The 18,410-nt window shown below is 71.3% G+C and carries 15 protein-coding genes, 1 tRNA gene and 2 pseudogenes; 8 read left to right on the top strand and 10 right to left on the bottom strand.

Translation table 11 applies throughout. The features are described from left to right. Positions 1-154: 154 nt before the first annotated feature. On the top strand, positions 155-901 hold the full coding sequence (locus ACWGJB_RS01465; RefSeq protein WP_453378248.1) for a cobalt-precorrin-6A reductase: 747 nt from the start codon (positions 155-157) through the stop codon (positions 899-901). A 169-nt stretch (positions 902-1,070) separates the two neighbouring features. Here ACWGJB_RS01465 and cobF read toward each other — a convergent pair whose 3' ends face one another. Both cobF and ACWGJB_RS01455 read right to left on the bottom strand, forming a co-directional pair. Further along, positions 1,071-1,853 (bottom strand): precorrin-6A synthase (deacetylating), encoded by a 783-nt coding sequence (gene cobF / locus ACWGJB_RS01460; protein WP_453378247.1) that lies wholly within the window; start codon positions 1,851-1,853, stop codon positions 1,071-1,073. A gap of 45 nt (positions 1,854-1,898) precedes the next feature. After that, on the bottom strand, positions 1,899-2,408 hold the full coding sequence (locus ACWGJB_RS01455) for a DUF309 domain-containing protein (RefSeq protein ID WP_453378584.1): 510 nt from the start codon (positions 2,406-2,408) through the stop codon (positions 1,899-1,901). Between the two features lie 112 nt (positions 2,409-2,520). Here ACWGJB_RS01455 and ACWGJB_RS01450 point away from each other — a divergent pair. Then, a tRNA-Pro gene (locus tag ACWGJB_RS01450) sits at positions 2,521-2,594 on the top strand. A 314-nt stretch (positions 2,595-2,908) separates the two neighbouring features. On the opposite strand, the gene ACWGJB_RS01445 is transcribed toward ACWGJB_RS01450, so the two are convergent. Together ACWGJB_RS01445 and ACWGJB_RS01440 are read right to left on the bottom strand one after the other, a co-directional pair. Next, complete coding sequence (locus ACWGJB_RS01445; protein WP_453378246.1) at positions 2,909-3,364, bottom strand: sensor histidine kinase; 456 nt, start codon at positions 3,362-3,364, stop codon at positions 2,909-2,911. Between the two features lie 192 nt (positions 3,365-3,556). Continuing rightward, positions 3,557-3,877, bottom strand: coding sequence for a nuclear transport factor 2 family protein (locus ACWGJB_RS01440; RefSeq protein WP_453378583.1), 321 nt, complete (start codon positions 3,875-3,877; stop codon positions 3,557-3,559). Positions 3,878-3,957: 80 nt separating this feature from the next. Here ACWGJB_RS01440 and ACWGJB_RS01435 point away from each other — a divergent pair, with 80 nt between their 5' ends. Beyond that, positions 3,958-4,641, top strand: coding sequence for an alpha/beta fold hydrolase (locus tag ACWGJB_RS01435; protein ID WP_453378245.1), 684 nt, complete (start codon positions 3,958-3,960; stop codon positions 4,639-4,641). Positions 4,642-5,020: 379 nt separating this feature from the next. Here ACWGJB_RS01435 and ACWGJB_RS01430 read toward each other — a convergent pair whose 3' ends face one another. Both ACWGJB_RS01430 and ACWGJB_RS01425 read right to left on the bottom strand, forming a co-directional pair. After that, entirely contained in the window at positions 5,021-5,677 is a 657-nt protein-coding gene (locus ACWGJB_RS01430; RefSeq protein WP_453378244.1) for a tyrosine-type recombinase/integrase, read from the bottom strand. Positions 5,678-5,746: 69 nt separating this feature from the next. Then, positions 5,747-6,109, bottom strand: a complete 363-nt coding sequence (locus ACWGJB_RS01425) for a tyrosine-type recombinase/integrase (protein ID WP_453378243.1) — start codon at positions 6,107-6,109, stop codon at positions 5,747-5,749. Positions 6,110-6,131: 22 nt separating this feature from the next. Between ACWGJB_RS01425 and ACWGJB_RS01420 the strand changes: the two are divergent. After that, a pseudogene (locus ACWGJB_RS01420) lies at positions 6,132-6,368 on the top strand (response regulator transcription factor); the annotation flags it as partial. A gap of 226 nt (positions 6,369-6,594) precedes the next feature. Here ACWGJB_RS01420 and ACWGJB_RS01415 read toward each other — a convergent pair. The 3 genes from ACWGJB_RS01415 to ACWGJB_RS01405 are packed head-to-tail and all read right to left on the bottom strand — an operon-like array spanning position 6,595 to position 8,593. Then, a complete protein-coding gene (locus ACWGJB_RS01415) occupies positions 6,595-7,467 on the bottom strand; it encodes a haloalkane dehalogenase (protein ID WP_453378242.1) in 873 nt (290 codons plus the stop codon). A gap of 32 nt (positions 7,468-7,499) precedes the next feature. Next, entirely contained in the window at positions 7,500-7,904 is a 405-nt protein-coding gene (locus ACWGJB_RS01410; protein ID WP_453378241.1) for a pyridoxamine 5'-phosphate oxidase family protein, read from the bottom strand. Beyond that, the gene (locus tag ACWGJB_RS01405) at positions 7,901-8,593 is read right to left on the bottom strand and encodes an NAD(P)-dependent oxidoreductase (RefSeq protein ID WP_453378240.1); all 693 of its coding nucleotides are present in this window, start codon (positions 8,591-8,593) and stop codon (positions 7,901-7,903) included. The genes ACWGJB_RS01410 and ACWGJB_RS01405 overlap by 4 nt, the downstream gene beginning before the upstream one ends. Positions 8,594-8,669: 76 nt before the next feature. Between ACWGJB_RS01405 and ACWGJB_RS01400 the strand changes: the two genes are divergently transcribed. Then, entirely contained in the window at positions 8,670-9,383 is a 714-nt protein-coding gene (locus ACWGJB_RS01400) for a TetR/AcrR family transcriptional regulator (RefSeq protein ID WP_453378239.1), read from the top strand. A 600-nt stretch (positions 9,384-9,983) separates the two neighbouring features. After that, a pseudogene (locus ACWGJB_RS01395) lies at positions 9,984-10,466 on the top strand (alpha/beta fold hydrolase); the annotation flags it as partial. A 30-nt stretch (positions 10,467-10,496) separates the two neighbouring features. Here the strand turns inward: ACWGJB_RS01395 and ACWGJB_RS01390 are convergent. Next, positions 10,497-14,567 carry a discoidin domain-containing protein gene (locus ACWGJB_RS01390; RefSeq protein ID WP_453378238.1) on the bottom strand — a complete coding sequence of 1,357 codons (4,071 nt, stop codon included), beginning with the start codon at positions 14,565-14,567 and terminating at the stop codon, positions 10,497-10,499. A gap of 286 nt (positions 14,568-14,853) precedes the next feature. On the opposite strand from ACWGJB_RS01390, the gene ACWGJB_RS01385 reads away from it, so the two are divergent. Together ACWGJB_RS01385 and ACWGJB_RS01380 are read left to right on the top strand one after the other, a co-directional pair. Further along, positions 14,854-16,968: a glycoside hydrolase family 27 protein gene (locus tag ACWGJB_RS01385; protein WP_453378582.1), complete on the top strand. Its 2,115-nt coding sequence runs from the start codon at positions 14,854-14,856 to the stop codon at positions 16,966-16,968. A gap of 14 nt (positions 16,969-16,982) precedes the next feature. Beyond that, positions 16,983-18,272: an ABC transporter substrate-binding protein gene (locus ACWGJB_RS01380; protein ID WP_453378237.1), complete on the top strand. Its 1,290-nt coding sequence runs from the start codon at positions 16,983-16,985 to the stop codon at positions 18,270-18,272. Positions 18,273-18,410 lie beyond the last annotated feature (138 nt).

Here is an 18,410-nt window from a genome sequence, read left to right as displayed (position 1 = left end):
GGGGGGGGTTTTTTATATTAAAAACCCCACCCCCCCCCCGAACCCCCCCGCCGCGGGGGGTGCGTCTCTGCCCTCCCCGCGCCCGCCCCCGCCCCCCGGGCCGCCCCCCCGTCCCGCGTCCCGGCCCCGCCGACGGGCCCCGTACGCTCGCCCCATGTCCGCGCACGTCCTCATCCTCGGCGGCACCACCGAGGCCCGTGAACTGGCCGCCGCGCTCGCCGCGCACCCCGGTGTCCGCGTCACGACCTCCTTGGCGGGGCGCGTCACCCGGCCGGGCGCGCTGGCCGGCGAGGTACGCATCGGAGGCTTCGGCGGGGCGGAAGGCCTCGCCGACTGGCTGCGCGGACAACGCGTGGACGCCCTCGTGGACGCCACCCACCCCTTCGCCGAGACGATCACCGCGAACGCGGCGCTGGCCGCGGCCCGGACCGGTGTCGCGGCCCTGGTACTGCGCCGCCCGGGCTGGCGCCCCGGCCCCGGGGACCGCTGGCACCCGGTCGCGTCCCTGCCCGCCGCCGCGGACCTGCTGCCGCGCTTCGGCCCCCGGGTCCTCCTGACCACCGGACGGCTGGGGCTGTCCGCCTTCGCCCATCTGACCGACCGGCACTTCGTCGTGCGCTCGGTGGAGCCCCCCGAGCCCCCGATGCCCCCGCACACCGAAGTGCTGCTGGCCCGCGGGCCGTTCACGGTGGCCGACGAGACCGCGCTGCTGCGCGAGAACCTGATCGACGTCCTGGTCACGAAGGACAGCGGGGGAGCGGCGACGGCCGCCAAGCTCACGGCGGCCCGCGAGCTGGCCTTGCCGGTGGTCGTCGTACGGCGGCCACCGCTGCCGGCGGGGGTGACGGCGGTACCCGACGTCGCGGCCGTACTGGACCGACTGGGGCTCGGCCCCACGTGAGGGCCTGGGCCGGGCTCGGGCGCCGCGTCCCGCCCCTGGCCCGCCGGGAGCTCTGTCCAGCGGCCGGGGTCCGGTCGGGCGGGATCGTGCGCCGCGGTCAGGCTGTCTTGGTGGCGGCCGGTTCCAGCTGGGCGGTTCGGTCGGGCAGGCCGTCGGTCGGGTCCTGGAGTCAGCCCTCCTTCGGACCGCCCGGGTGGCGGCGCAGCAGATAGGTGTCCATGATCCATCCCTTGCGCTCCCGCGCCTCGGCCCGCAGCCGTTCGATACGCGGACCGGCCTCGGCGATCGGACCGGAGACCAGGATCTCGTCGGGGGTGCCGATGTAGGCGCCCCAGTAGATGTCGATGTCCTGGTCCGCGTACTGCCGGAAGGCCTGGTGGGCATCCAGCATCACGACCACGTCGTCCACGCCGTCCGGGAGTCCCTCGGCGAGCCGGCGACCGGTGGTGATCTGCACCGGTCGGGCCACCCGGTTCAGCCCTGTGCGGTGCCGGGCCACCAGCGCCGAGACACTGCTGATCCCCGGCACCACGTCGTACTCGAACGCCACCGCGCCGCGGGCCAGCACCTCTTCAAGGATCGCCAGCGTGCTGTCGTACAACGCGGGATCGCCCCACACCAGGAAGGCGCCGGTCTGCTCGGCGCCGAGCTCCTCGCGGATCAGCCGCTCGTAGATGTCCGCGCGGGCGCTGCGCCAGTCCCCGACGGCCGGCGAGTACGCCCCGCCGCTCGCACCCCGGTCCCGGTCCGGGTCCCGCGCCTCGACCAGCCGGTAGCCGCCGTCCGGTATGTGTGTGTCGAGCATGTCCCGGCGCAGCTGGGTGAGGTCGCTCTTGACCTCGCCCTTGTCGAGGAGGAAGAACACGTCCGTGCTCTGCAGCGCCCGGACCGCCTGGAGGGTGAGCTGGTCGGGGTCGCCCGCGCCGATACCGATGACATGAATCTTTCGCACGCCCCGAGTCTGCCGCATCCCACTGACAGCGGGTCACCCCCGGTGCTACCGGGCGCCGCGCAGCCGCGGCGCCTCGACCCCGGCCTCGACGCTCCCGGCACCGCTCTCCACCCGCCCGGCCAGCTCCCGCGCCCACGCGGCCAGCCCGTCGAGCTCCATTCCGTGCGGCCGCCGGACCCCGCTGCCGGCCGCCCACTCCTCGACCGCGCCCGCGCCGCGCCGCAGCAGCCGTGCCCCGCCGGTCACGTTCCCCCGGGCCGCGTGCGTGAGCCCCACGGCCAGCTGGGCCAGCCCCCGCCACAGCGTCCGCTCCTCCTCCGGCCCCGACTTCCAGGCGTCCTCGAACACCTCGTGCGCATGGAAGGGCTTCCCGGCGTCGAGCAGCGCCTGCGCCTCGGTGACGGTCTCCGCCGGGGTCCGTACGACCCCCTCGGCCTGCCGCTCGACGCCCGGCGCGCCGTGCGGCAGCGGCCGCCCCAGCCCGTCCCGCGGCCGAGCACTGCGTGCCCGCCCCTCGGCGTCCCGGTCCCGTGCCCCTGCCCCGGTGTTTCCCATACGGCCCATACGACCGATTGTCCCCCGTCCTCCCGCCCTCTTTCGGTCCGCCCGGGGACGTGGGGTAAAGTGCAGTCCACGTGATCACGCGGTTCACCGCGAGTGAGCGCACCGGGACGTGGCGCAGCTTGGTAGCGCACTTGACTGGGGGTCAAGGGGTCGCAGGTTCAAATCCTGTCGTCCCGACGGTGCGAAGGGTCTTCGCAGGCGAGAGCCTGCGGGGGCCCTTTTCGTATGGGTCGTTTCCGGTCTTCGGGGTTGAGCACGCCGCTACCTAGGCGCCTTTACTCGGAGGCTGGCGAGGCCTTCAACCACACGGGCAAGACGGGCATCCTCATCCGCGTCGACGACCGCCACATCTTCATCGGTGAGTGCGAGATCTGGAAGGGGCCGAAGACGATCTCGTTCGTGAGCACCCGAACTACAAGCGCGACGGCCGGCACTCGACGGAGAACGGCACGACTTCGTGTTCCACGCAGACGGTGACACGAGCCGCGAGATCAAGATCGCCTTTCTCCCCCTGCACATGTCCAGGACCCCCGCAACAGCTGATGGAGGAACGGGTATCGAGCCGGTTCCGCTCGCTCAGTGGTCGGGCGTGGAGGGGGATCAAGCACAGGCTGCAGGCTACGTGCCAGCTGCTCGGCCGGGGCCAGCGGCAGCTTGACTCGTACCGTGGTGCCCTGGCCAGGAGCTGATCGCACCGCGCAGGTCCCGCCGAGGCTGGTGGCGCGGGTGCCGATGCCGGGCAGTCCGTATCCACCGCGGACGGTGGCCGGGTCGAAGCCCTGGCCGTCATCGGTCACGGCCAGCGCCATGAGGCCGTTTTCCTGGCGTAGTTCAATCTGCACCGTTGTGGCGTCGGAGTGCTTGCCGACGTTGGCCAGGGCTTCCTGCGCGGTGCGCAGCAGGGCGATGTCGGTGCCTGTCGGTGCGCCGGACCGCTCCCCGTGCACCTGACTGGGGTGAAGCGCACCTTGACCCAGTCAAGGTGCGCCATACGGCTCGGTATTGTGCGCACTCACGGTCGGCGCTCGTGTCTAAGACCTTCTACCAGAGCACACCGTTCACCCATTCCGGATGTGGCTGTAGGAAGCGGCAGCGGCCCCTTCCCGGGGCCACCGCCTGCTGGTGTGGGCGAAGGGGTGTCAGTGGGTCGATGCGTGGACGTAGGTGGTGCGGCGTTGGATGAGGCCGTCCGCCAGGACGAAGGTGTCGGCGAAACGGGCCTCGATCACGGAGCCGTCGGGGGTCTCCCCGCGGAACGTGCCCCAGCAGGCCGCCGCCTCCTCGTCGGCGACCACGCGGTCCACCATGTGATTCCCGTGCCGTACCTGACGTTCGTTGCGGTAGAAGTGCTCGATCCGGTCGAGACCCGCGATGGACTGCGAGCCGGGGCGCTCTAGCACGCAGTCCCTGGCGAGGACCGACTTCAGATCGTCCCAGCGCTGCCCGTCGATGATGTCAATCAGTGAGCGGAGGTGCGGTCCTCTGCGAGGCGGCGGGTGCGAGGGTGGGTGACCGAGGGCACGTTGATTACGATGTGCACGTGATTAATCACCGCTCGGTCGTGGTCTCCGGGGTCCGACTCGCCTACCGGGTCTCTGGCCCGCGGGACGCCCCGCCGCTCGTCCTGCTCCATGCCATGGGTGAGACCGCCGGGGACTGGGATGAGGTGGCCCCCGCGCTTGCCGCGGGCCGCCAGGTCCATGCCCTCGACCTCCGTGGGCACGGGCGCAGCGACTGGCCGGGTGCGTACTCGCTGACGCTGATGCGCGACGACGTGCTGGGATTCCTGGACGTGCTGGGCCTGGATCGGGTGGATCTGGGCGGGCACTCGATGGGTGGTGCCGTCGCCTATCTGGTGGCCCAGGCGGACGCCCGCCGGGTGGACCGGCTCGTCCTGGAGGACGTCTCCGCGCCGCTGCCCCGGAAGCCGTCGGCCGTGGTCCGGCCGGAGGGGGAGCTGTCCTTCGACTGGGACCTGGTGCCCGCCGTACGACGACAGATCGACACCCCCGAACCGGAATGGCTGGCACGCCTGGGTGTCATTACCGCCCACACCCTTGCGTTGGCGGGCGGCGGCGACAGCCCCGTCCCCCAGGCGGGCATCGCCGAACTGGTTCGCCGGGTGCCCAGGGCGCGGATGGTCACCATCGAGGCCGGGCATCTGATCCACCGCACGGAACCCGAGCGATTCGTTTCGGAGGTAGGGGAGTTCCTGGGTAGCTGACGCGACGGCGCGCACAACCGCTGTCGACATACTGCTTGTTCATCCGCCCGTGGTCCGACCCGGCCTGTGCGGCGTGGGACGGCCTCGCCTCACATGTGTGGCGATGACCGACACGATCGCCTTGGTCTACCCCGCGATTTTGGGCGAGGGAGCCAGGCACGGGCGGCCGGTCGGGGCGGTGGGGACCGGGCATAAGTGCAGGGGGAGGCGGGCCGTTCCGGTAGACCCCTCACGAACGCGGCTCCTGATGGCAAAACGGCACCCCCTCGTGGGGACCAGTTGGGGACCACACGGCGTGCGCGATGGTGCACGAGGGAGCCTTCTGCGCACATCCTGCGTCCTGGTTAAGTCCGCTAAATCCAGAAAATACCCCCGACGCTTACTCCTGGGGGTCAAGGGGTCGCAGGTTCAAATCCTGTCGTCCCGACCATGCTTTTAGCAGGTCGGGGGCCGTTCTCTCACTAACGAGAGGGCGGCCTTTCGCGCGTTCGGAGCCATGGTGGTCGCAGTGTGGTCGCACGTCCATCTGTGGCTGGTCGGCTGCGGTGCTGAAGCCGGGGACAGCGGGGGAGCGGAGTCGGCGCACAATCTCGCGGAGCCGGTGGATGTGGTCGCGTGGTGGTCGCAGCCACGACGCATGGTCCGTGCGGCGGCTGGCCTTCTCGGTTCCGGTGAGGGTCTGGTCGATGGTGTCGACGGCCTCGCGGGCTGCCTGCCGGGTGAGCTGGCTGTAGATGTTCGCGGTGGTCGACAGGGTGGAGTGCCGCAGCGTCTTGGAGACGACGGTGAGCGGCACGCCGGCGGTGATGGTGATGGTGGCGGCCAGGTGGCGCAGGTCGTGGACCGTGATCCGCGGGACTCCGGCCCCTTCGGACAGTTGATGGAGACGGTCGAGGACCTGGTGCGGGCCGAGCGGTCGGCCGTCGGGTCGGCAGAAGACGAGACCGGTGAACGGGTCGTCAGGATCCCTGCACGTGCGGGGCGTTGTTCCTGCGGGGTGCCGGAGGGCGGTGGCGACGCGGGGTGAGATGGCCACCCAGCCGCGGCTCGACCGGGTCTTCGGTGTGGTGATGACGAGGCGGTTGTTGTCGATCGCGGAGAGGGTTCAGCGCACGTAGAGGACGCCTTCCGCCAGGTGGACGTCGTCCCAGTGCAGACCGAGGGCTTCCCCTTTGCGCAAGGCGGTACCGATGAGGAACTCGAACAGGTCGGCCATCTCGGGGCCGGCCCGGTGGCAGTATTCGAGGAAGCGGGCAGCCTCCTCCGCCGTCCAGATCCGCCGTTCCGGCGACGGGGGCCGGCGCAGGACCGGGGGACCGGCCGGGTTGTGGGGGAGGCGGTGTTGGCGGACGGCGTCGCCGAGGGCGCTGGAGAGGGTGGCCGGGCAGCGGTAGAGAGTGGTGCGGCCGCGGCCGGCGGCGAGTTGGCAGGTGACGTAGGCCGAGATGTGCCGGCGGGCAGAGGCCACGTCGGCGGCAGCCCAGGACAAGGCCGCGCGGCACCGCGGCCTGGCCACGCTGACGGCCCGCGAGTCCGAGGTGCTGCGGCTGATCGCCCGCGGCCTCGGCAACGCCGAGCCGGCCGCGTACCTGCACCTGTCCGAGGCCACCGTCAAGACCCATGTCTCCCACATCCTCGGCAAACTCTCCCTGCGCGACCGGGTGCAGGCCGTGGTGCTCGCCCGCGAGACGGGTCTGGTCGCACCGGGCCGGAGCGCATACGACTGACACTGGTCTGACCGGAACAGTCGGCGGCCCCCGCGTGCACGTCGTGGGGGCTTCGAACCGGTGGGGGACGACGCCGGCGCGGAGTTCCCGCAGGTCCGGGATGGGATGTGGTGGTAGAGGGTGCCGGGGGAGACGCCGAGCAGCTTCGCGATCGAGGTGACGGAGCGGCCGGGGTCGGGCAGGAGGTCGCGGGCGGCGTGGTCGTCACCGCCGTGATCGAGGACGCCTACGGGTGTGCCAGCCCGTGGCGGTCGGCCCAGTCGTTGATCGCCGCGGCCAGCTCCTCGGGGCGGTCCTCCGGGGAGTGGTGGCCGGCCAGGCCGTGGCGGGAGACCTCCAGGCCCGCGATGTTCTCCTCGCACCAGGCCACGGTCCCCTGGTCGGTCATCGCTCCCGGTCCCGGCTCGAACGCGGCGAGCAATTTGGGGACTTCGGGGCTGGCGGCCAGCCAGGCGTCGTACTGCTCGATGCGGGCCACGACGTCGGCGGGCTCGGCGTCCAGCGGCATCATGCGCGTCCATGCCAGTATCGGGCGGCGGCTGTGCGGGGTCGGGAAGGGGCGGCGGTAGACCTCCAGGTCGGCAGGGTCGAGCGGGGTGGCGAGTGTGTCCGGGAGCCCCTCGATGAACAGCGACTTCTCCAGGATCATCTCCTCGCCCACCCCGGGGGTCCGTAGGAGAGTGAACAACTTCCGCCCGGCTGCCGGGAATTCGTCGCCGACCAGCGGCTTGATGATGCTCTCGGTGAAGGCGAGGCCGCGGACGGTGCCCGGGAGGCGGGCACCGCGGTCGAAAGCGAGCGCGCCGCCCCAGTCATGGCCGACGAGGACGGCCTCGGTAAGGCCGAGGGCGTCGAACCACGCGTCGAGGTAGCGGGCGTGGTCGTCGAAGGAGTAGGCGAGGTCGGGCTTGCCGGAGTCGCCCATGCCGATGAGGTCGGGGGCCAGAAGGCGGCGGCCGGGCGCGGCCACCCGCGGCAGGACGTTCCGCCACAGGTGGGAGGAGGTGGGGTTGCCGTGGAGGAAGACGAAGGGCAGCCCGTCGGGGTCGCCGGACTCGCGGTAGTGGAGGGTTGAATCGAGGACGGGGAGGGTGGGCACGGCGGTGTCACTTCGCTTTCGGTGCGGGGGATTCAGAGGTTGAGGCTCAGGACGCGGTCGACGGCGATCTCGACGACGACCAGGTCCAGCGGGGCGGGCGGGTCCGCGCGGTAGCGGACGGTGTAGCGGCGGACCGCCTCGGCCAGGCGCGCGGGGGCATCGGTGACGGCGGCCCGGCCTTCGAGTGTGATCCAGCGGAAGCCGTCCGCCTGACAGAGCGCGACACGGGCCGCCGGGCCACCCGCCTCCACGTTCCGGGCCTTGCGGGCCCCCGCCCGGGTGGTCACCCGGACCAGGCCGGTGGCCGCGTCGAAGGTGAAGCGGACGGGGGTGACGTGCGGGGTGCCGTCGGGACGGAGGGTGGTGAGGGTGGCCGCGTGCGGGAGAGTGAGGAACGCTCGTGCGACGGCCGGGAGTGGGAAGGCCGGGCGGCTCACTTCTTCTTCACGCCCTCGTTCCAGATCAGCTTGGCGATGTTCGGCTTCACGGCCGTGGTGATGACGCCCATGGCCGTACGGACATACCGCCGCTCCGTCAATTCGCGCAGCATGCTCGCGGCGAGGTCGGCACGGGCGGTGAAGACGCCGTCGGCGCTGGTCTCGGCAGTGTGGTAGTCCGTGACGACGGGGTGCTCGAACAGGCCCGAGGGCCGGACGAAGGTCCAGTCGAGGCCCGTCTGACGGATCACGGCCTCCATACGGCGCATGTCCTCGTGCAGGGTGCGGCCGAGACGTCGGTTCACCAGCGGGTCGAGCACATGGTTGAAGAAGTGCGCGCCGGTAGGGCGCCAGTTCGGGTCGGCGATGCTGGAGCTGACGGCGAGCAGCCGCTTGATGCCGTGGCGGGCCATGGCCTCGGTGATGACGGTGGCGCTCGCCGAGTACGTGGTGATGGTCTCCTTGCTGAAGCGCGCGCCCAGCGCGGAGAGGACGGCTTCCGTCCCGCCGATCGCGGCGTCGACAGCCGCCGGGTCGGTGGCGTCGGCGACGGCCACGGCAAGGCCGGGCCGCGCGGGCAGGGAGCCGGGTCTGCGGGTCACGGCGACGACCTCGTGGCCGGCGGCCAGGGCCTGGTCGGTGAGGCGGCGGCCGGTCGGTCCGTTGGCGCCGAAGACTGCGATACGCATGGTGTCGGGTCATCCCTTCGTGTGGTTCCCGGAACGCCCTTGACTGTGCTACTCACCCAACGCAGGCTCAACGCTGATGAATAACGCCGCCCTTGCCCCCGCCCGCACCCGAGGCCGCCCCCGCGGCAACCCGCCGACCCGCGAGTCGATCGTCTCGGCGGCCCGTTCGCTGTTCCTGGAGCACGGCTACCGGAGCACCACCCTGCGCGCGGTGGCCGGGGCCGCCGGGGTCGACCCGGCGCTGATCGCGTACCACTTCGGCTCGAAAAAGGGCCTGTTCGCGGACGTGATGCAGTTCCAGTGCGCCAATGCGCTGGCGGTGGACGACGTCCTCGGCGGCGACCCGGCCACCCTCCCCGACCGCCTGATCGACGCGGTGACCGACCTGTGGGAGGACACCGACTTCCAGCAGCTCACCACCCAGGGCGACGAGGCCGCCGAGGCGATCCGCGAATACCTGGAACGCGAGCTGCTGGCCCGGCTTGTTGAATTTCTCGGCGGCCGGGACGCGACCGCCCGCGCCACGGCCGTGGTGACGATCCTCGGCGGCCTCATCTACACCCGCTACCTCAACCCCCTTCCCACCCCCGCCGCCCTCACCCCGTCCGAGATCCGTCACAGCCTCACCCCGGCGTTGCGCGCGGCACTGGCCCCGAGGCCGCGCGCAGCGGCGCCCAGCAAAGCCGGCCGTCGGGGCTCGCCGATCTCGGGCGGAGGCGCCGTCCGCCAGGGCGGCTTCACAGGCCGTACCAGCCGAGTCACCGCCGAGAAGCAACAGGCCGACAAGTAAGCAGGGGAAGAGAACCACTGAGCCAGGGGCTGATTGCCGTCCTCATCCAGAGCGGATCCGGCGAGTTGGCCCAGCCCGGCAGGCACGCTCTTCCGTTGTGGCGGTCAGCGAATTCGACGGTTCTGGTAACACACCACGCACTGGGTCGACCGGCCCAAGCCACCCCCGTGTTCGGGGTCGGGTGGCCCCAGGCTTGAGGGACCGGACACAGACCGGGCTACGGCAGCCACGGATTGATCGGTGTCGCACGCATCTCCATTTGACACCTGGGGCGCGTACGACCTCATTGCATGTTGCTGTCATGCCGCCGCTGAATCAATTGATCGCCGGGCGAACGCTGCACTGCGGATCACTCGTCGAGAGGTGGTCGTCTTCGACACCAGGGCTTTTCTGACATGACGCGGTAGGCGACCATGTGGGGCGTTCCCGTCCCGAAGGGCAGGCGGCTGGCGGAGTCGTAGCCGGCGCGTGTGCCCCAGCGAAGATGTCGTCGTCTGGCGGCAGAGCTGTGAACCGCGAGTGGGGACCAGTTGGGGACCACACGGTGTGCGCGACGCTGCACGAGGGAGCCTTCTGCACACATCCTGCATCGTGGCCGTCTCCCGGCCCGAGCGGGTGCTGACGCTGACCTCGATGATGTCCTCGACCGGCGAGAGCGAATACGGCCGGGCGACCCCCGAGGCCCAGGCCGTGCTGCTCGGCCCGAAGCCCCGGGACCGCGAGGGGTACATCGCCGCGGCGGAACGGGAACTGGTGTGGGCGTCCAGGCGCTACGGCGACCCCGCGGTCCTCCGGGAGATGGCCGCCGACAGTTACGACCGGGCCTACTACCCCGCCGGGGTGGGACGTCAGCCCGGCGCGATCATCCTCGGCGGTTCACGCGCGGAGGCACTCCGGAAGCTCCGGGTACCCACGCTGGTGATCCATGGCCTGGACGACACGCTGATCGACGTCAGCGGCGGGCAGCGCACCGCGGACCTGGTGCCGGGCGCCGAACTCCTCCTCATCCCCGACATGGGCCACGACCGCCCGCGCCAACTCTGGCCCGAGATCATCGACGCCGTCGTGGCCCACACCGGCTGAGCAGGCAGGCGGAAGGCCGACCTCCGGAGGCTACGGTGCTGTGGACCGGGGCACGTTGTGACCCTCGACGCGCACGCTCGGCCGTGAGACCGCCACGTCGGCCGGCCAGGAGGCGGTGACCGTCCGTGCTTCGCCGGGCAGCAGCCACAGGTAGTTGTCGCTGTAGAGCGCGGGCAGGACCCGGTGCCCGGAGCGGGCGTCGCGGAGCGAGACGCGGAGCATGGCCGCGACGGACGAACCGCGGTTGGTCACCCGGGCGGTGACCGTGTGCCGTTGTTTCCTCGCCTCCCGGTCCGTGCCGGTGACCTCGACCGAGACCCGTGTCCGTGGCAGCCGGTTCATGGCCTGCATGGCCTCGGGAACGCGATAGCGCCAGTAGGTGTTCTCCGAGAGAAGCGTGTTCCGCGCGTCGGTGAGACGCAGACGCAGCAGGTGGAGGTCCGGCAGCCCGTCGTCGCCCGCGGTGAGCGCGGTCGTGGCGGCGGACGGCGCGATGTCGACGGTCGCGCGCTGCTCGGGGGCGATCTGGTGGCCGGACAGGTCGTACCGTCGCGCCACGACCGTCGCGCCGCTGATCGGCCGCGCCGTGTGGTTGACGGCGATCACCCGGCCGTCGACGGGACCGGCCTGCACATGGACGGGCTCGGCGGCCTTGCGGGCGCCGTAGTAGGCCCCGTTGACGTCGAAGTCGTAGTCGTACGTCTGCCAGACCGTGCTGTACCAGGCGGGATGCGACATCCACAGCATCAGTCCGCTCGCGTCGTCCCAGAGCCGGTCGTTCCAGGCCTCGAACATGGCGCGGAAGTTCTCGTAGTTGACGAACTGCGCCTTGCCGCAGAAGTCGTCCAGGTCCGTCGCCGCGCCCAGCCGCGACTCGATGGCGGCCCGGTAGTTCTGCGGGGCCTGGTTCCCCTTGGTGCTCCAGTCGTGGTAATACCAGGCGCCGCCGACGGGCCACTCCGGCTCGTCGCCGACGAGGTGGCGCATCGTCTCCGCGGTGGACACCACCGGCATGCCGATCTCCGTGTGGAAGCCGAAGGTCCCGCCGCCGTAGGTCGCGGCGGAGTAGTAGCGTTCCGGCTCGACCCAGCCGTAGGGGCCGCCACCGGAGACGATCCCGGCCGCCGAGTTGTTCTGGTAGAGGACGGCCGGCGCCTCCGCCCGGACCGCGGCCCGCATGCCGTCGTCCACCGGGCCGGGCGGGTTGCCCTCGTTGGCACCGCACCACACGGCCACGCTCGGGTGGATGCGGTAGCGCCGTACGGTGTCCTGGGCCAGGTCGAGGAAGAGCTTGTGGTCCGGCGGGTCCATGCCCCAGGCGTTGGGGAAGTCGTTCCACACCAGCAGGCCGTGTTCGTCGCAGCTGGCGTAGAACTCCTCGCGGTCGGAGCAGCCCACCCAGTTGCGGATCATGGTGAAGTTCATGTCGCGGTGCATGCGCACGGCCGCGTCCATGCGTGTGGCGGGCATCCGCCGCAGCAACTCGTCCCAGCCCCAGTTGCCTCCCCGGCAGAACACCCGGACGCCGTTGACGCTGATCTTCAGCGGCACGGTGGAGTTGTCGACGGACTCGACGTCCCTCCAGTCCGAGCCGTTGTCGGAGACCTGGATCGTGAACGTCTTCGCATAGGCCGACTCCCACAGCAGCAGCACCCGGTCGAACCGCACCGGCGAGCCCAGGTCGACCTGGATCCACTGGTCGTCCTGGTAGGCCGAGGACCAGCGGGTGTCGGGATCCCCGTCCACCGCCTGGGCGGCCCGGGTCCCGTCGCTCTCGGAGGACGCGGTGGCCTCCTTGCGCAGGGCGAGGTCGGTGCCCGGCGAACCGCTGTCCACGACGGACAGGCTCCATAGCGACGAGCCCCAACTGGTCGCCCGGGTACGGCAGAACACCCGCACGTACCGGGCCGTCGCCGCGGTCAGCTCGACGGTCTGCAGGCTCGCGGCGCCGGAGGTCCGGAACGGGAGCGGGACCGCCGTGTTGTCGACACTCCGCACATCGGTCCAGTCGGTGCCGTCGGTGGAGGCCTGGACGGTGTACGTCCCGGCGTACGCCCGCTCCCAGGTGACGACGACGCGGTCGAAGGCGACCTGGGACCCCAGGTCGACCTGGATCCACTGGTCGTCCTCGAAGGCCGAGGCCCAACGGGTGCCCGCGTCCCCGTCGGTGGCGTTGCCCGGAGCGTTCCCGGGATCGTCGACGGAGGAGGCGATGGCCTCCTTGTGCAGAGCCAGGTCGTTCGTCGGCACGGAGCTGTCCAGTACGGAGAGGCTCCACATGGACGAGCCCCAGTCCGTCGCGCGGGTGCGGCACAGGATGCGCACGTACCGCGCCGTCCGCCGGGTGAAGTCCACGGTCTGCGCGTACGCGTCGCTGCCCGTCTGGAAGGTCAGCGGCACCTCGTACGCGTAGCCGAACTGGCGTATCCCGAAGCGGGCGGTGCGCCGGTCGCTCTCCACGCCGTCCAGGGAGGCGGTCAGCGTCAGCCGGTGCAAGGTCGGTTCGCCGTAGCCGTTGGGCCACCACAACTCCGGATTCCGCAAGCGGAGTTGCGCGTGTTCGGCCGGGGTGAAGACGACGTCGGTGCTCTCGCCGGCGGGCACGGTGACCGTCCGCTCCACCCGCACCTTCCCGAAGGCCGCCGCGACGGTGATCCGCGTGATCCCGGTGCCGGCGTTGCGCACCGGGACCACCACGGTCAGTTCCGCCGTGCCGGTGTCGGGCAGGTCGGGCAGTGTGGTGTCCACCCGCGGGTCGCCGAGGACCGCCGCGCCGGTGGAGCGCAGCCGTACGTGGTTCCAGACGCCGGCCGCCCGGTCCCGTACCGCGGGCATCCAGTCCCAGCCCGAAGAGGCCAGGTACGTCGGCGAGTTGCGGTTCATCATGTTCGCGCCCGCGTCCACGAACGCCAGCCCTGCCGGGCCCTTGTCCCCGGGGCTGCCGGGGAACGGCATCGGGGTGATCCGGACGGCGAGGGCCTGCTCGCCGTCGCCGAGCAGCCGGGTGACGTCGTAGGCGGCACGGGCGAAGGGTGAGGTGACGTCGCCGACCTGGGCGCCGTTGAGCCAGACCTCGGCCTTGTGGTTGATCCCGTCGAACTCCAGCCAGACATGACGTCCCGAGCCGGTGCGCAGACCCTTGGGGAGACGGAACTCGCGGCGGTACCACCAGGAGTGCCGGGACAGCGCCTCCGGAACGTGGAGGTTGCCGAAGCCGGCCACCGGGTCGGGCAGCCGGCCCTGCTCCACCAGCGAGCCCAGCACGGTGCCGGGGACCGTGGCCGGCAGCCAGCGGCTGGTGTCGACCGACGGCCTGGACAGCGAGGCACCGTCCCCGCCCGCCCGGTCGTCCATCGTCAGGTCCCAGCCGGACTCCAGCGCAACCGTGCCGTCCGCGTCGACCCGCAGCGGTTCGGGGGTGCGGTGCCGGGTCTCCCAGTCCGTCCAGCCGGTCACCTCGGGGCGCGCGGTGCGGCAGCTGCCGTACACCTGGAGGCCGTTGAGGCCCAGCGGGTTGCTGTTGGAGCGCTTGTGGACGGTCATGCGTACCCAGCGCGCGGTGGCGGGTTCGGCCAGGGCGATCTCCGTGATCCCGCCGGTGCCGGACTCGGTGCGGTACACCGTGGTCCAGGACCGGTGGTCGGTGGAGGTCTCGACGACGAAGCCGACCGCGCAACTCGACAGGATCTCCTGCCCGGTGGTGTTGTCCCGGGGGCTGCCGCTCGGTGACTCGGTGAACGGCGGGTCGTCCGCGGTCGCTTCGAAGACGAGCCGGAGCGACTCCACCCGGCACTGTGCCTGGAGGTCGACGGAGATCCACTGCGGATCGCCTGCCGCGGCCCGCCATCCGGTGCCCCGGACGCCGACGGTGTCGAGACCGTCCACGGCGAACTCCGCGGGCGTGGGCGCGTAGTCGGTGGAGGACACCGACACCGGCCGGTAGGCGGCGAGCTCGCGCCGTGAGGCATCCGGGTGCGGCTGTCCGGATCCCGCCGTGGCGGCGGTGGCGAGCGGGCCGACACCGAGCCCGAAGCCGGCCAGCAGAGTGGTGCCGGTGGACAGAACGGCACGACGGGAGGGCGAGGTTGACTGATCCGACATGGACGAGCGCTCCGATCGGGGGAGTTCGAAGAACGGCACAGCCGGGAACACCAGATGATGACAACGTTGCCATGGCTTCTGACAACGTTGCCGAACACTGCACCGCCGCAGTGACCCTGTCAAGGTCCTGTGTTGGCTTCCGTTCAGCTTCTATTAAATTAGTAATTAATCTTGACAGTGTTTCGGCCACGCGCCACAGTCATCGCCGTGACGTCGTAGGCCTCTGCCGCGGAGCGGCCCGCGTCACGTTCTCCTGCTTCCCACTCCCCGGGAGAGGTACGTGACTTTGCACCCGCCCGTACACAGACCCACGCACCACCGGTTCACCCGGCCCGCACTCGCGGCCGCGATCGCGGCGGTCCTGGCCGCCACCGTGACCCCCGACGCCGTCGCCGGGACGGCCGTCGACCAGGGCGCACCCGACTCCTACGACAGCGGCCTCGCGCCGACTCCCTACATGGGATGGAACACCTACTACGGCCTGGGCGCGCCCACCGAGAAGGAGGTGCGCTCCGTCGCCGACCGGCTGGTGAGCAGCGGTCTGCGCGACAGCGGATACGACATCGTGTGGCTGGACGGCGGCTGGCAGGCCGACAACCCCCGTGACGCACGGGGGCGGCTGGTCGCCAATCCGGACCGCTTCCCGTCCGGCATCCCGGCCCTCGTCTCCTACCTGCACAAGCGCGGACTGCGGGCCGGCATCTACACCGACGGCGGCACCTACGACGGCGGCAAGAGCTGCGGCCTCGGCAGCCGTGGCTACTACGACCAGGACGCACGGCAGTTCGCGAGCTGGAAGATCGACGCGATCAAGGTCGACTTCCTCTGCGGGATCGGCGCGAAGCTCGATCCGGGGCCCGCCTACAAGGAGTTCAGCGACGCGGTCGCCAAGTCCGGCCGCAAGATGCTGCTGAACCTCTGCAACCCGCTCACCGACGACTGGGGCCTGCCGCACACCCCCGAGCAGGACGCCCACAACACCTACGTCTACGCCCCGGCGATCGCCGACTCCTGGCGCACCGGCACCGACATAGCCTGGGGTACCCCGAGCCCCGGCGAGTGGCCCAACATCCTGCGCAACATGGACGCCAACGCCTGGCACCCCGAGGCGCAGGGCCCCGGCCACTACAACGACCCGGACTACCTCATCCCCATGCGGAAGATGACCGACGGGTCGTACGAACTGACGCAGGAGGAGTCCACCAGCCAGTTCGTGATGTGGGCCGAGATGGGCTCGCCGCTGATGCTGGGCTCCGACCCGCGGACGCTGTCCGACTCGATGCTCGCGACCCTGCGCAACCCGGAGATCATCGCGGTGGACCAGGACCCCCTCGCCGTCCAGGGCGTGCGGGTCGCCACCGACTCGGTCGGTGACGTCTACAGCAAGGTGCTGCGGGGCCGCGGGCAGCGCGCGGTCGTCCTGCTCAACCGGTCCGACCAGCCCGCCCAGCGCACCGTGCAGTTCTCGGACACCGGCCTCGGCGGCCCGGTGCGCGTCCGTGACCTGCGGGCGCGTGCCGACCGGGGCACGCACACCGGGTCGTACACCGTCGAGGTCCCCGCGCACGGCACCGCGTTCCTGAAGCTCAGCGGCGCGGACGCCCTGCCGGGGACCGACCTGGGCGTGACGGCCACGGCGAGCCCGGCCGTGGCGAGCGGCGGCGCCACGTTCTTCCGCGGGCCGCACGGCTCGCTGGTCGAGAAGGCGGACGGCGCGGCGCGGGACCTCGGCGGTCCGGTCCGGGGCCAGATCCTCGGCCAGCCCGCCGTGTACGCCTCCGCCGGCGGCCGGATCGACGTCTTCGTACGCGGCGCCGACTCCCGGGCCTACCGGAGGGTCTATGCCGACGGCCACTGGGGGCACTGGCAGTCCCTGGGCGGGCAGTTGACCGACGCCCCCTCCGTCGCCTTCACCGACCCCGGGCACTGGACGCTGTTCGCGCGCGGCACCGACGGCGCGGTCGTCCAGCGCGGGCCGGCGTCCGGCTGGTCCTCGCTCGGCGCGCCCGGCGACCGGCAGGTGTACGGCCGCCCGTCCGCCGTCGTCGACGCGCAGGGGAGCGTCCACGTCGCCGTACGCACCGCCGCCGACGACGTGTGGACGCGGACTCGGGACACCTCGGGGCAGTGGTCGGACTGGGCCGCCCTCGGCGGGACCGTCAGCGGCAGCCCGACCCTGGTCGCCGCCGGGGACGCGGTGCTGCTGTACGTGCGGGCCGCCGACTACACCCTCTGGCAGCAGCGGTACAGCGACGGCGCCTGGCAGGGCTGGAGCAAACGGCAGGAGTTCCCGAGCGCGGCCTTCGACGGCGCGCTCGGCGCGGCCGCCGGCCCGGACGGAGCCGTCGACGCGGTGTTCCGCGGCGTCGACGGCCACGTGTACCGCACCCGACTCAAGTGACTGAGGAAACAACCATGGCCAACCATCAGCCCAGCCGACGCCGGTTCCTCGCCGGACTCGGGGCCGCCGGGACAGCGGCCCTGCTCAGCGGCTGTGTCACCGACACCTCCTCCGCCAAGGGCTCCTCGAAGGGCGCGGTGACCCTCCAGTCCAACCTGTCCGCCCCGCAGGCCAAGGCCGCGATGGAGGACCTGGTCGCGGCGTACGCGAAGAAGGGATCCGGCAAGGCGAGTCTCAACACCGTCGCCGCCGAGACCTTCCGCACCCAGCTGCCGACCTACCTCACCTCGGCCAACCCGCCGGACGTGTACACCTGGTACCCCGGCTCGGTGGCGGACGCCTACGCGAAGAAGAACCTGCTGCTCGACCTCGACGAGGTGTGGGCCTCCTCGCCCGACCTCAAGCGCTACTCCAAGGCGCTGAACACGCTCTGCACCGCGAGTTCCGGCAAGAAGGTCTTCGTGCCCAACACCTACTACTGGTGGGGCATGTTCTACCGGAAGTCCCAGTTCGCCAAGTGGGGCGTGAGCGAGCCCACCAGCTGGGACGGCTTCCTCGACCTGTGCGACAAGCTCAAGAGCAAGGGCATCGCCCCGATCGGACTCGGCGCGGGCGGCAACACCCCCTGGGTGGCCTCGGCCTGGTTCGACTACCTGGACATCCGGATCAACGGCGCCCAGTACCACCGTGAACTCCTCGCGGGCAAGCACCGGTTCGACGACCCCGAGGTGCGCAAGGTCTTCGACCGCTGGCAGGAGGTGCTGCCGTACTTCGACCCGAACGGCACCGCCCTCGCCTTCCAGGACGCGACGACCGCCCTGCTCAACGGCAAAACCGGCATGATGCTCATCGGCACCTTCTTCGCCGACTCGGCGCCCAAGAGCGCCCTGGACGACATCGACTTCTTCCGCTTCCCCGTCATCGACTCCAAGGTCCCGCTCGCCGAAGAGGCGCCTGTCGACGGCTACTTCGCCAGCGCCCGGACCGGCCGCGGCGACCAGGTCCGCGACCTGATGAGCTACCTGGCGACGGCCGAGGCCCAGGAGATCTACATCAAGGGCTCCTCCGGCACCGTCCTGCCCTGCAACCCGGACGCCAAGGACGCCGGCACCGCGCTCGTGAAGAAGGGCCGTGCGCACGTCGACGCGGCCGCCGAGATCACCCAGTTCTTCAACCGGGACTCCAGTGACGCCCTGCAGCCCACCGCGGACACCGCGCTCACCAAGTTCTTCGCCAAGCCCAAGTCGATCGGGAGCATCCTGACCGACTGGCAGCGGGACGCCGAGAAGATCTGGAACGCCTGAGATGGCCGTCCTGACCGCTCCTGACCGGACGTGGCCCGCCCCCCCCCCCCCCCCCCCGACCGGGGGGGGGGGGGGGGGGGCCGGCGCGCCCGCGCCCGGGGGAGGGCGGGGGGGGTGGTCGGCGGGAGAGAGGGTGGC

It is taken from the genome of Streptomyces sp. NPDC054813 (assembly GCF_053611365.1).
This window is presented reverse-complemented; position numbering and strand designations above follow the sequence as displayed.

Coding starts and splice junctions, on each gene's coding strand:
- ACWGJB_RS01465 (WP_453378248.1), top strand. CDS start 155: ATGTCCGCGCACGTCCTCATCCTCGGCGGCACCACCGAGGCCCGTGAA.
- ACWGJB_RS01455 (WP_453378584.1), bottom strand. CDS start 2,408: ATGGGAAACACCGGGGCAGGGGCACGGGACCGGGACGCCGAGGGGCGG.
- ACWGJB_RS01400 (WP_453378239.1), top strand. CDS start 8,670: ATGAATAACGCCGCCCTTGCCCCCGCCCGCACCCGAGGCCGCCCCCGC.
- ACWGJB_RS01390 (WP_453378238.1), bottom strand. CDS start 14,567: ATGTCGGATCAGTCAACCTCGCCCTCCCGTCGTGCCGTTCTGTCCACC.
- ACWGJB_RS01405 (WP_453378240.1), bottom strand. CDS start 8,593: ATGCGTATCGCAGTCTTCGGCGCCAACGGACCGACCGGCCGCCGCCTC.
- ACWGJB_RS01380 (WP_453378237.1), top strand. CDS start 16,983: ATGGCCAACCATCAGCCCAGCCGACGCCGGTTCCTCGCCGGACTCGGG.